This window comes from Methanobrevibacter sp., from assembly GCF_045220775.1.
Classification (GTDB): Archaea; Methanobacteriota; Methanobacteria; order Methanobacteriales; family Methanobacteriaceae; genus Methanocatella.
Genome location: NZ_JBGUWC010000111.1, coordinates 1 through 11,205, shown reverse-complemented (window position 1 = coordinate 11,205; position 11,205 = coordinate 1). Strand labels below are relative to the sequence as shown.

Genomic DNA, 11,205 nt, shown 5'->3' with positions numbered 1-11,205 from the left:
TGTTAACATGACCTACAAAGACGGTACAGCTTACGAAGTCCAATTAGTGAACTCCGAAGGCCAAGCAGTTGCTTTACGCGGTCAAATTGTTAAAATAACAGCCAATGGAATTACTTATAATGCAAAAACAGATTCCAATGGTATTGCAAGATTAACAATCAACTATGCAGTTGGAACCTACGAATTAAAAGCAGAATACAACGGTGTTGTAATAAACAACACAGCTGTTGTAAACAATGCATAAAATAAAACAAAAATATTTCAAAATAGGGGTTTATTAAAAAATAAACCCTTTCTTCTTTTATTTTTAAGTTCACAATCACTTATTTCAATAATGAATAGATTAAACGAATAAATTTAAATATTCTCTTTATCAAACCCATATGATATTCAAAGTAATATGATGATGAAATTAATTTATTGAACTTGGCATTATTGACTAAACAATGTCTGTTGGTTAGGTGTTAGTCATACTTATTTTTTAGTTTTGAAAAACTATTGGGATGCAGATCAAAATGATGAATCCATATTCCTGCTATGCGAATGAAGTTCATAGTGCCATTATAATGATATGAATTATCCCCTTCAGTAGCTGATAATAATCCTATTCTGTAACCTAAACATTAATAATTAAATAACTTTTAGGGATAAAACATATAATTGTAAAACTAATAGTATTATGTCAAAAGATTTTTTAATTTATAAATAAATATTAATTAATGATTACAATGAAACAAGCAATGATTGTCAGAACAGATTTAAAAATGCGCAAAGGGAAAATCGCAGCACAATGTTGTCATGGATCCATTGGAGCATATAAAAAAACAGACCCAAAAAAAATTAAAAAATGGGAAAATGAAGCTTATGCTAAGGTAGTTTTAAAAGTTAAAACTAAAGAAGAGCTAATCGAGCTTAAAAAATTAGCCGATGAAAAGGGAATTTCCAATTATTTGGTAGTTGATGCTGGAAGGACACAGATACCTACATCAAGCATTACAGTTTTGGCACTCGGTCCTGATGAGGATGAAATAATTGACGAAGTGACTGGGGATTTAAAACTTCTGTAGTTAAACCATCATATAATGAGGTCTATTTTTAATTAAACAAGGTAGTGATTCTTATCATAAAACAGGTTGTTAAAATAGGGGGAAGTCTATTTCCAAATTATGCAATAGATTTAGCAAAAAAACTTGAAAATACCAATTCATGCATTGTTTTAGGTGGAGGGGGGTTTGCAAATCTTATTCGCAAATACAATGAAGAACAAAATTTTTCAGAGGAAGTGAACCACTGGACGGCAATAGATTGTATGGATATTATGTCCAAATTAGTTAATGATAAAGTGGATTCCGCTAAATTGTCTTATTCAATAGATGAAATTAATAAAATATCTGATGAAGGATTTACTCCAATTTTCATTGTTTCTGAGTTCTTAAGGCAGGAAGACCCTTTTGAATGCAGTTGGGATGTGACTTCAGATTCAATTGCTGCATATGTGGCACACCTTCTAAATGCAAACCTTTTAATAGTAACAAATGTAAATGGTATATATACCCAAGAACCAAAAGAGTCCGGTTCAACATTCATAAGTAAAATCGATGCAACAACATTACTAACTTTTCCAGAGACATCGGTTGATGTAATGTTACCTTCTCTTTTATTAAAGTTTGGGACTAATTGTTATGTTGTGAATGGGAAGTACCCTGAAAGGGTTTTATCTCTTATAGATGATAGTATAAATGATTATAACTTCGATTACACACAAATAACAGGTGATTAAAAATGAAAACTGTAGAATGCATTTCATGTAAACAAGAAATTCCATTAACTGGACCATTCGTTGAATTCGAATGCCCAATGTGTGGAGCAAAAATCGCAAGATGTGAAAAATGCCGTACCTTCGGTCACGGCTACAAATGTGAATGTGGTTTCGAAGGACCATAGATTTTAAATGGAGGAATTAGAATGGGTGAAGTATTAACTACTATGAAAATCATGCCAGACAGTCCAGATATAGATTTGGAAGCAATCAAATCTACTATCGAAAGTTCCATGCCTGAAGGCGCAAGAATCCATGAAATTTCAGAAGAACCAATTGCATTTGGTTTAGTTGCTGTAATTTTACAATTCATCACTGAAGATGGTGAAGGCGGATCTGAAGCCGTTGAAGAAATGGTTCAAGGTATTGAAGGCGTAGCAAGCTTTGAAGTTACTGGTGTTGGAAGATTAATGTAATTAGTCTTTCACAACTTTTTTTATTTTTTTTAAATGATTATTTTTTACTTTTTCAATAATTTTTTTCTCAGGATATTTTTTAGGCAAACCTAAAAAAATCAAAACATTTATATGCTTCTTTAGTCAACATTTAATATGGTAATGAAAATTAGGTTTACCTAAAAATCTGGTTTTTATTACCGCACTCCGATTTTTATTAAATTTTTGTTAATTTAATAAAACGCATATAACTACTCTCAAGAAATTAAATATGGTCGCCATATTTAATTTCACATTATAATTGTATGATTCAGGTGAAAATCATGCCGGAAAATGAAAATAAACCAAAATGTTGTACAGTTGAGGCAAAAGATTCTAAAAAGAAGAAAAGTATTTTACAAAAAATATGGTGTTTCTTTTTTGGATGCAATTGTCATTAAATCCTATTTTTTCTATTTTTAAAAAATATTTAAGTATTATAAAGTAAATATTTCTTTATATATATTAAAGTAATTTAGAGTAGGTAAGACTATGAATAGGACAAGGAAACTGATTATTGCAATTTTAATTGTTGTCTTAATTGGATTATTTGCGATTATTGCTGGAGCTTTATTCATGGGCAACGATACCAACCTTGATGAAGGCAGTAAAAATATCCTGGTTTGTGCTATCGATGAGACTGAAGACAGGCCGGGTATGGGTGCTTGTGATATGGCATATATTGTTCATATTGAAAACGGAACTCTTATAAATTACACTCCGTTTTATCCTGGAGGAATGACTCACCCTACCGCCAGCGAGCCTCTTGAAGCCCAAGAGCAGGGTGCTGGATCTGCACTGCTACTGCACGATGCATTTTGGGATGCGGATAACGCCAAAGGAATGCAGCTTGCAAAAGAAATTGTTGAATATCGCAGCAATACTTCAATTGATTCTGTTGTAGCGATTAACACACAAGCTTTAGATGCGATACTTGATTCTGCTGCACCATTGGAAGTTAATGGCAGAACATTAAATGTAAGTGCTCTTGATTTCATCCGTGAAGAGGACTGGGGTAATGGTGTTGATAGGGCAGATGCGGTTATGGAAATCGTTAAAGCGGCTGCAAACTCTGCAAATGACCCTGTTAAAAAGGCATCAATGATTAATGCAGCACTTGATCAATACTCAAAAGGCAATATTATCATGGACCAACAAGGTGCATTTGTTAATTTGTTGGCCTCAAAAGGAATTGAAACATTTTTCCATTAATTCCTTTTTTCTTTTTTTAATTAGATTTGGGGTTCTAATCTTTTAATAAACGCTCCCATAAACATCACTACCATTGGGAAAAACACTGAATAGATTATCAATAGCAAACTTGAAGGTATTATATTCCCCATAACTGTAGAACCTGCCATCAGCATTATCAAACCTATCACTGGAGTTAAAATGGCAACAAAAGTGTAAATCAGAATAAAAGAGTTCAATCTTTGGGAATATTCTTTTAGTTTTATCTGCATGTCAAAGGTAATGTCTTTTGCAATGATATTTAAGCTGTCCGATAGGTTGCCCCCAACCCTTAAAGTTCCTATGATTTGCTGTACTGCCCGAGATAGCCCCTCTGAATTGACTCTGCGGGACATTTCAAGCAGTGAATCTTCTGTTGATTTGCCGTATTTTACTTCTTCAAGCACTCTTTTGAACTCGTTCGATAGTGAGCCGTAATCTGCATTTCTAATTGCAATCAATGCATCATGAAGGCCTTTTCCTGATTTCAGTTCTATTCCCATATGTCTTAATGCATAGGGAAGCTCCTGATTCAAGTCTGAATAATTCCGCTCTTCTTTTATTGAAGGGTAATAGAATATGAAAATATAGATCATGCCAGTCACTGTCAAAAACATTCCAAAAATCTCCAGATTGTTCAATAAGAACAGTAATATGGAAATGATTATCAGTATGCCTATTGACTGTTTGGTTAACAGGCATTTATGTAAAATGCCCCATATTGCATCTAATTGTGTTTCTTCATTTTTTGAAGTCTTTGCATCCATTTCCAAATTCAATCTTTCAAAAATCTCAAGATTCTCGCCCTCATTTTTTTCAAAGCCCATATTAGTTTCTAAATTTTTAAGAAAACCAATCAAAGACAATGCAATATCACCAACAAATATAAAAAAATTGCTTAAAATATTAATCACCTGTTTAACATGATTCTGTCTAAAACCTTTTTAGGGTTTTTGTAATACAGCTCTAAAACCGCATTAACATCTTCAACGGAGCGGATGTCGTGGTTTACCATATGCTTTAAAACCAGTTCCCTATTTCCAATTTCATGGTGAAGGTCATTTAGGGATTTCCCGCTTAAATTGGAAATTTGTGATAATGTTTTGCTGCTCACACTAACGTTTTCAATAATGTCCCGTTCAGGATTCCATTGGAAAATCTTATTTAACTGGATCACGCCTTCTTCAATTCCAACAACTTCTGCCACTTCACTGATTCTTCTAAAAGAGACTCCTGAAGGAGTATAAATCCGGTTCTGCATTATTATAAAATCAATTGCTTGAATCATTATTTCCGGAACGGACATTGGTTCATTGGTTAGTCTTGTTATTGTTTCCCTTGCATCATTGGAATGCAATGTTCCGAATCCTGAATGGCCAGTATTCAATGCGGTAAATAGTGTTATTGCCTCTTCTGCCCTTACTTCACCAACAATTATCCTGTCGGGGCGCTGCCTTAAGGAATTCTTAACAAGGTCATTCATTGTCAATTCCCCTTTGTTTTCAACATTGGGTGGTCTGGTTTCCATACGAATCACATGTTCGTGTGGAATTTGAAGTTCTAGGGTATCTTCAATAGTGATTATTCTCTCTTTTGGATTGATGAAGGCTGAAAGAGCATTTAAGGTTGTTGTTTTCCCGGAGCTTGTTCCGCCTGAAATAATAGCATTGGCTGATTTCACTCCCAATCCATCAAAACATAGCCAAAAGAATGCAGCAAGTTCAATGGAAATCGTTTTTGAATTTATCAGATCAATTATTGTCAATGGGTCCTTTTTGAATTTACGGATGGTGAGTGACGGCCCGTCTGCCGAAACTGGAGGGATGGTTGCATTTATTCTTGATCCGTCAAGCAGCCGTCCGTCTAAGATTGGAGATTCCTGGTCGATCCTGCGGTTGATTTGCCTTGCAATCGAATCTATTAGGTTTCTCAGTTCCCGTTCATCGCTGAACCTGACATTGGTTTTCATCATTCCATATTTTCTGTGATAGACATAAACGGGCTTGTCGATTCCGATAATCATGATCTCTTCCAAATCATCGTCCTGAATCAGGGGGTCGATTTCCCCATATCCGACCAAATCCCTGAGCAGCTTGCGGGATAACCTATCCAAATATTCATTTGTCATGTTATTATTCGAAGGGTTTTGCGATAACCTTACGAATAAAAAGTTCTTGATGTCATTTAATAGTTTTTCCTGATTTGGCTGGTAATTTTCACCGGATGATATAGCTAAATCAACTAAGTTTTCACGAATTTCACCTAAAAGAATTTTTTCCTCAGGCGAATAATTTTGTTTAACAATGTCATATTGCGGTATAATCTCATTATTGTTCATATTTTCACCAATGGGGATTTTTAATTACATTTAGAGATTAGTAATACTAATTTATATAGTTTTTATTACTTTTTACATCAAAATTTTTAATATAAATCAAAAATAAACAGTTAAAGTAATTGTGGTGTTTGTCATGATGGATTTGGATGAAAAAATTAATTCACTTAGCGAATGCGAGAACTGTCAGGATGTTCAAGTTAAGAAGTTTTCCCCCTTAAAGGACTTGATTGACTTTGATGAGCTTGATGGAGAATATATGAGATGTGGATGCGGAAAAAGGCCGCTTGACATTGTAATGAGTCATATCCTAAAGATAATGATTGAATCTGGAATAGTCCCTGAAAAGGCAACACTCAGACGCAATTCACCGGTTCCGTTATCAGAATTCTACTATAGCAGCTTCAACCCACAGTTCATTGGAGAAAAGACATTGATTTTGCTTCATCCTGACTTTACGGCTGAAGTCGCTTCAAGATTGATTGATGAGGTGCCTGAAGTCAAATGTGTCTTGAAGGGAAGTCCTCGCGTTCCGACAGGCCAGTTTGATAAGGACTCACAAATTAATCATTTTGAAATCCTTGAAGGTGACGACACCCAAATAAACCTTATGAGAACACTGCTTGAAGATAAGATTGTCATAGTCAAAAACCAATCAAGGCACCACATTGAAGTTGCAATGACTACCGAAGAGAAATTGGTAAGGCTTCACAATTATTTAAAGAACAACAACGTTAACAAAGGAGTTGCCGTTGATGCAATGTGCGGTCTTGGAGCATTAGGAATCTATTTGTTAAAGTTCGGATTTGAAAAGGTAATTTTCAATGACATCAATCCTGAAATGATTGAAGCGTTGAAATATAATCTTGAAATCAATGACATTGATGATGGATTTGAAATCTGCAATGAAGCGTTTGAAGATTTGGATGTTGATAAGGCTGATTTGTGTGTGATTGACGCATATCCTGGAGCGGATATCTCAGAAATTACAGAAAAAGCAGAAGAAATAGCAGATAATGTGGTAATCATCTAGCTATTTAAACAGGTTTCATTAAAATCTTCTTCAACAACTTCCAGCAGTTTTTGAATTGATTCGTCCATGTTTATTTCTTCAATATGGGTGTTAGTGTTGTGTTTTTGAAAAACGTACTCCTGAGCAAATGATCTGCTCATGAATTCAATATTCTCAAAGTTTAAAATTACTGAGGTTTCATTATTTATTTCTTTGAAGAGTTTTTTAGCGGTTGGTCCGACACCTAATTTTTTACTATATCTTTCCTCAAGATTAATCTCTAATTTAGTCATTTTTATCAACCTCTAATTTATTAATCTTTTTAAATTTAATACATTCATAAATATTCTCTATTTTCTTATTATTTATTCTCAACATTATAAAAGTTCCATTTATTCTTCTCTTATTTTGATGAAGTTTTGCACCATCAGATGTAATGTAACATACTCCTTTGCTAGATGCTATTAATATTTCTCCATCAAAACCCAATGTTGTTAGTCTAACGCTTGTATTCAATCCTCTACCATGGAGATTATATTTTTCTTTATCTGTTGTTTTACCATTAATGGACTGGTAAATGGCTTCGCAATCATTTTTATAATCTATTTGCCCTTCATAAAAACTTTTTGGAATTCCAATACCATCATCAATAATGCAAATGTCAATTTGTTGTTCATCAGGACTAATATTGATTTGGATGTACGAATTTTCAAATTTGGAGTGTTTATAAATGTTTATAAGTAATTCGTAAAGTAAAAAACTAACTCCTTGTATATCGACATCTTTTGGAAGTAACTCAAAGATAGAATCACTAAATTCTGATAAATATAAATCAATTTCATCGCAAACGGCCAAATATTCTCCAAATCTAAATAATTTTAATTTTTTAATATTTTCTGAATTCAGAATTAAATTTATTTTGTCATTTATTTCAAAATTTTTCAATGAGGGTAATATAGTTAATGATTTAGAATTTATCTTGCTAAACTCGCTTATTTCTATATGCTCTTCAAATTCATCTAATAGTGTTTTTCCCATTTTATCACCTAAACAAACATCTGTAGATAAATGACAATAGCGGGAATAATTAAAACCCCCATCAGATGGGATTTGCCGATTCCGATATAATGCGGCAGCATTCCCATTGCGGTTGAAGTAATTAGGGCTAATGTCATGTATCCGATGGGGGCTTTGTAATAGAAAACGAAAACGTATAAAATCACAATTTGAAGCAGAATGACTCCAATCGATAGTTTCCTATAGTTTACGCGCCCCATCAGTCTAGAAAAGGAATCGCCTAATTTTAAGGAAAACACTAATGAAACGGAAACCGCAAGAAGCGATGCAAAGATGAATATTATCAGATGATTGATGCTCATCTCGGAGATTAGATAAGACATATACACGGCTATTCCGCTTCTGGGATTTCCGATGATGTAGATTGCAATTAAGGAAAATAAACAATCTGAAATGTTCAGTCCTGATGTTGCAAGCAGAAAATTAACAGTATCGTCGTCGTCATTGTCATCTGCACCGCTTACGGCCTGGGCTATCACTGTTCCCTGTGCGGGACCAAAGCCTGGAAGGAATCCTAAAATCGCTCCCGTTATCCCTCCGGCAAAAATGCTTTTGAATTTGCTGTAGTCAATGTCCAGTTCATAAAAAGGGTTTTGATGAGGAATTATGGAGGAGTCGTTTAAGCTGAACAGTATTGTGCTTATCCCGAACAGTCCGGAGAATGTGCACATCAATGTGACACCGGAAGGTATCGGGCTTTGGAATATGATCCAGCCTAATATGCCTGAAAGAATAAAGAGCAGCATCGACCATAGAAAGTCCCTGAAATTTGCTGTTAGGCTGTAAGTCAAATAGACTGAAGCGATAATCAGTATCATCCATGTATATGGCTTTGTAATGTCATGCAGAATGGGCAGGGCAATTGCAAAAATCGGAAGCATCATGATTGTAACCAGTATCGCGCCGAATCCTCCGACGGACACGATTCTGATTACTTCTTTTGACCTTCCCTGCAGAACCATCCTATGGCCTGGAAGTATTGAAGTCGCCGTTCCTTCCTGCGGCACTCCCAGAAGCATCGACGGCACAAATTCAATCAATGCATGGGCAATTGACATTGAAACCATCAGAACGCAAAGAAATTCGGGAGACAACTGTGTCAATAAAAGGCTTGATGATGCAAACAGTATTGCTCCGGCCGTGTTGACGTGTATTCCAGGTATCATTCCTGTTGCCGTTCCAATAAGTATGCCTATGGAACATGCGATTACCAATTCTATCATGGCTATTAATTGTATGGACTATAATTTAAACTTTGTTTAAGCTATAAAGTAAAATTGCTTTCTTTTTGAAGAATTGCTTTCTTTTAATTGAATTGTTTCTAATCAATAATTATAAATGTTAATATCCTGTTAATATAGTAATATGTCTAAAGCAAAAAAGGTTGCAGTAATTCTGGTCACAATATTCATTGCATTGCTCATAATCGCTTTTGCAGCCAGCAGTGTATTCAATATGATTTTCCCTCCGTCCGAGGCAAGCTATGGCGATGAAGTCGTCGTGGATATCGGCGGGGACGGAGTCCTAATTGCAACTTTGGATGATTGCTTGAAGGTCAGCGAGGAAAATATTCCTGACGGCACTTTTAAAACAGCTCTTGGAACGAATTTGATTTGGAAAGACGCTAAAAACATTACCTATGTCGATACTTACGGTGAAAGGGGAAACATGATTGTTTGGAAGACTTCAACTGACGGCTATGGCATTTTTGATGTTGGCAAGATAAGTTTCGTATCCGATTATTTGGATTCCAGTGATAAGGTTTGCTTTTTGGTCAATTTCCCTGAAAAGAATGCGGTTTATGGTATAATAATCGGCAATGATAATATCTCATATACTGAATCTCAGTTGCTTTATGATATTCTAGGTTTGAACAGAACGGAATACAGCTTGACTTATGATGTTTCAAGCTACAGTTCCTCAAGCAGTTACAGTGGCGGTTCCAGCCATTATCATACGGTAGTGCCTGATAGATATACGTTATCCAGAACAGATCCCGGCGCTTACTATGACCATTATGAATACGGCGATAATTATGATATAGATGACTATCTGGAGTCCGAAGGTTATGATTAGAATCTTTTCCTGTTGAATTCCAATGATTTCAATGAGATTTTGGACAATAATTTAAGCAAATCGTCACGGGAGATATTTAAATCTTCACAAATCATATCGTCCCATTCCTTTTCTTTTTGAATTAAAAATTCTGAAGTTTCAATTCCTTTTTTGGTTAAAGTAATCTTATAAGCCCTTTTGTTATTTTCGTCAATTTTGCGCTCAATCAGTCCTTTTTCCTCGAAATCCTTAAAGGCTCTTGAAACGCCGCTCCTGTCCATCAGGCATGCTTTTGCGATATCCGATTGGTTGGTGCCCATTTCATAATATAAAAATAGCAGCATGTAGTATTGGCTAGGCAAGATGTCGGTTCCACTTTTTATATGCTTGTTCATGTAGAAATCGTGAGTTTTGCCTAATGTAATCAAATGATTTACAAGAAATGGGGAATCCTTAATGATATCGTCATATTCAATCATAATAACACTTATGTGTATTAATATTTAAATAATATTTGTAACAAATTAATCACAAGAATACTCTGGTGGTATTATGAATAAGAAAAAAATCATCATCATTTTGGCAATTGCAGCGATTTTTCTTGTACTAATGAGTCCTGCATTTGCAAAGGAAAAAGTCAAAGTCAAAATCAGCACTGACGATTATCCTTTAAAAAACAAGGGATATATTGTAATCAAGCTTGTTGACAGCAAGGGAAAAGCAATTAAAACCAAAGGAAAAATTCTCTATAATGTTACCGATGAGTTCGGCAATTATAAATGGACAAAAAAGTCGTATAATGGTGAAATTCGTCTGAAATATAGTGTTGGTAAATATAAGGTAAAAGTCAAGTTTTACGGTGATTCCAAGTATCAGAAAGCCAAGAAAACAAAAAACATCATTGTAAAAACCAGCAATTTCGACCCCTATACTTATTATGAAGATCACAACTGGGGCTTGAACCAGGAAATAGATGACTATATCGAGTATAACTATTGGGATGAAGAGATATACGACGATGCCGAAACCTATGATGGCGAAGGTCCTTGAAAATCAATTATTTTTTTAAAAAAGAGGGTTTAATTGGTGTTTATATTCGAGGAGAGTTTAAACACCAATTCGTGTTTTTTCGGAAAATTATTGGCAGATAGATTTTCCTATTGTATCAAATTAGAAAATTGTGGAAAGCTAATTTAATACAATTATGTTTATTTTGGAGATTGTATTATTATTTGACTAATAA

At 34.6% G+C, this 11,205-nt stretch carries 14 protein-coding genes and 1 pseudogene; 9 read left to right on the top strand and 6 right to left on the bottom strand.

The annotated features are described in order from the left end of the window. From ACJROP_RS07425 to ACJROP_RS07400, 6 genes and pseudogenes are all read left to right on the top strand, one after another. A pseudogene (locus ACJROP_RS07425) lies at positions 1–244 on the top strand (Ig-like domain repeat protein); the annotation flags it as partial. Between the two features lie 484 nt (positions 245–728). Further along, positions 729–1,067: an aminoacyl-tRNA hydrolase gene (pth2, locus tag ACJROP_RS07420; RefSeq protein WP_406534838.1), complete on the top strand. Its 339-nt coding sequence runs from the start codon at positions 729–731 to the stop codon at positions 1,065–1,067. Between the two features lie 44 nt (positions 1,068–1,111). Then, positions 1,112–1,780 (top strand): delta 1-pyrroline-5-carboxylate synthetase, encoded by a 669-nt coding sequence (locus tag ACJROP_RS07415; RefSeq protein ID WP_406534837.1) that lies wholly within the window; start codon positions 1,112–1,114, stop codon positions 1,778–1,780. A gap of 2 nt (positions 1,781–1,782) precedes the next feature. Next, the gene (locus ACJROP_RS07410; RefSeq protein WP_067040441.1) at positions 1,783–1,944 is read left to right on the top strand and encodes a zinc finger domain-containing protein; all 162 of its coding nucleotides are present in this window, start codon (positions 1,783–1,785) and stop codon (positions 1,942–1,944) included. Between the two features lie 21 nt (positions 1,945–1,965). Then, positions 1,966–2,235 (top strand): elongation factor 1-beta, encoded by a 270-nt coding sequence (locus ACJROP_RS07405; protein WP_406534836.1) that lies wholly within the window; start codon positions 1,966–1,968, stop codon positions 2,233–2,235. 510 nt (positions 2,236–2,745) lie between these two features. Continuing rightward, positions 2,746–3,465 (top strand): DUF4012 domain-containing protein, encoded by a 720-nt coding sequence (locus ACJROP_RS07400; RefSeq protein WP_406534835.1) that lies wholly within the window; start codon positions 2,746–2,748, stop codon positions 3,463–3,465. Positions 3,466–3,485: 20 nt separating this feature from the next. Here the strand turns inward: ACJROP_RS07400 and ACJROP_RS07395 are convergent, their stop codons facing one another. Beyond that, positions 3,486–4,310, bottom strand: coding sequence for a type II secretion system F family protein (locus ACJROP_RS07395; RefSeq protein WP_406534834.1), 825 nt, complete (start codon positions 4,308–4,310; stop codon positions 3,486–3,488). Positions 4,311–4,393: 83 nt separating this feature from the next. Beyond that, on the bottom strand, positions 4,394–5,821 hold the full coding sequence (locus ACJROP_RS07390) for a CpaF family protein (RefSeq protein WP_406534833.1): 1,428 nt from the start codon (positions 5,819–5,821) through the stop codon (positions 4,394–4,396). 133 nt (positions 5,822–5,954) lie between these two features. Here ACJROP_RS07390 and ACJROP_RS07385 point away from each other — a divergent pair, with 133 nt between their 5' ends. Further along, a complete protein-coding gene (locus ACJROP_RS07385; RefSeq protein WP_406534832.1) occupies positions 5,955–6,851 on the top strand; it encodes an SAM-dependent methyltransferase in 897 nt (298 codons plus the stop codon). Here the strand turns inward: ACJROP_RS07385 and ACJROP_RS07380 are convergent. The 3 genes from ACJROP_RS07380 to ACJROP_RS07370 are packed head-to-tail and all read right to left on the bottom strand — an operon-like array spanning position 6,848 to position 9,130. Next, positions 6,848–7,123: an STAS-like domain-containing protein gene (locus ACJROP_RS07380; protein ID WP_406534831.1), complete on the bottom strand. Its 276-nt coding sequence runs from the start codon at positions 7,121–7,123 to the stop codon at positions 6,848–6,850. The two genes, ACJROP_RS07385 and ACJROP_RS07380, sit on opposite strands and share 4 nt — an antisense overlap. Continuing rightward, positions 7,116–7,868: an ATP-binding protein gene (locus tag ACJROP_RS07375; RefSeq protein ID WP_406534830.1), complete on the bottom strand. Its 753-nt coding sequence runs from the start codon at positions 7,866–7,868 to the stop codon at positions 7,116–7,118. The genes ACJROP_RS07380 and ACJROP_RS07375 overlap by 8 nt, the downstream gene beginning before the upstream one ends. Positions 7,869–7,876: 8 nt before the next feature. Beyond that, positions 7,877–9,130 carry a tripartite tricarboxylate transporter permease gene (locus tag ACJROP_RS07370; RefSeq protein ID WP_406534829.1) on the bottom strand — a complete coding sequence of 418 codons (1,254 nt, stop codon included), beginning with the start codon at positions 9,128–9,130 and terminating at the stop codon, positions 7,877–7,879. Positions 9,131–9,272: 142 nt separating this feature from the next. Here ACJROP_RS07370 and ACJROP_RS07365 point away from each other — a divergent pair, with 142 nt between their 5' ends. Further along, positions 9,273–9,983 (top strand): hypothetical protein, encoded by a 711-nt coding sequence (locus tag ACJROP_RS07365; RefSeq protein WP_406534828.1) that lies wholly within the window; start codon positions 9,273–9,275, stop codon positions 9,981–9,983. Here the strand turns inward: ACJROP_RS07365 and ACJROP_RS07360 are convergent. Next, positions 9,980–10,441 (bottom strand): MarR family transcriptional regulator, encoded by a 462-nt coding sequence (locus ACJROP_RS07360; protein WP_406534827.1) that lies wholly within the window; start codon positions 10,439–10,441, stop codon positions 9,980–9,982. The genes ACJROP_RS07365 and ACJROP_RS07360 overlap by 4 nt on opposite strands. Positions 10,442–10,514: 73 nt before the next feature. On the opposite strand from ACJROP_RS07360, the gene ACJROP_RS07355 reads away from it, so the two are divergent. Continuing rightward, positions 10,515–11,012 carry a hypothetical protein gene (locus ACJROP_RS07355; RefSeq protein ID WP_406534826.1) on the top strand — a complete coding sequence of 166 codons (498 nt, stop codon included), beginning with the start codon at positions 10,515–10,517 and terminating at the stop codon, positions 11,010–11,012. Positions 11,013–11,205 lie beyond the last annotated feature (193 nt).

What these genes read in the sequence shown, in the direction of transcription:
- pth2 (WP_406534838.1), top strand. Translation starts at nt 729, where the DNA reads ATGAAACAAGCAATGATTGTCAGAACAGATTTAAAAATGCGCAAAGGG.
- ACJROP_RS07410 (WP_067040441.1), top strand. Translation starts at nt 1,783, where the DNA reads ATGAAAACTGTAGAATGCATTTCATGTAAACAAGAAATTCCATTAACT.
- ACJROP_RS07405 (WP_406534836.1), top strand. Translation starts at nt 1,966, where the DNA reads ATGGGTGAAGTATTAACTACTATGAAAATCATGCCAGACAGTCCAGAT.
- ACJROP_RS07400 (WP_406534835.1), top strand. Translation starts at nt 2,746, where the DNA reads ATGAATAGGACAAGGAAACTGATTATTGCAATTTTAATTGTTGTCTTA.
- ACJROP_RS07395 (WP_406534834.1), bottom strand. Translation starts at nt 4,310, where the DNA reads ATGGGCTTTGAAAAAAATGAGGGCGAGAATCTTGAGATTTTTGAAAGA.
- ACJROP_RS07390 (WP_406534833.1), bottom strand. Translation starts at nt 5,821, where the DNA reads ATGAACAATAATGAGATTATACCGCAATATGACATTGTTAAACAAAAT.
- ACJROP_RS07385 (WP_406534832.1), top strand. Translation starts at nt 5,955, where the DNA reads ATGATGGATTTGGATGAAAAAATTAATTCACTTAGCGAATGCGAGAAC.
- ACJROP_RS07380 (WP_406534831.1), bottom strand. Translation starts at nt 7,123, where the DNA reads ATGACTAAATTAGAGATTAATCTTGAGGAAAGATATAGTAAAAAATTA.
- ACJROP_RS07375 (WP_406534830.1), bottom strand. Translation starts at nt 7,868, where the DNA reads ATGGGAAAAACACTATTAGATGAATTTGAAGAGCATATAGAAATAAGC.
- ACJROP_RS07370 (WP_406534829.1), bottom strand. Translation starts at nt 9,130, where the DNA reads ATGATAGAATTGGTAATCGCATGTTCCATAGGCATACTTATTGGAACG.
- ACJROP_RS07365 (WP_406534828.1), top strand. Translation starts at nt 9,273, where the DNA reads ATGTCTAAAGCAAAAAAGGTTGCAGTAATTCTGGTCACAATATTCATT.
- ACJROP_RS07360 (WP_406534827.1), bottom strand. Translation starts at nt 10,441, where the DNA reads ATGATTGAATATGACGATATCATTAAGGATTCCCCATTTCTTGTAAAT.
- ACJROP_RS07355 (WP_406534826.1), top strand. Translation starts at nt 10,515, where the DNA reads ATGAATAAGAAAAAAATCATCATCATTTTGGCAATTGCAGCGATTTTT.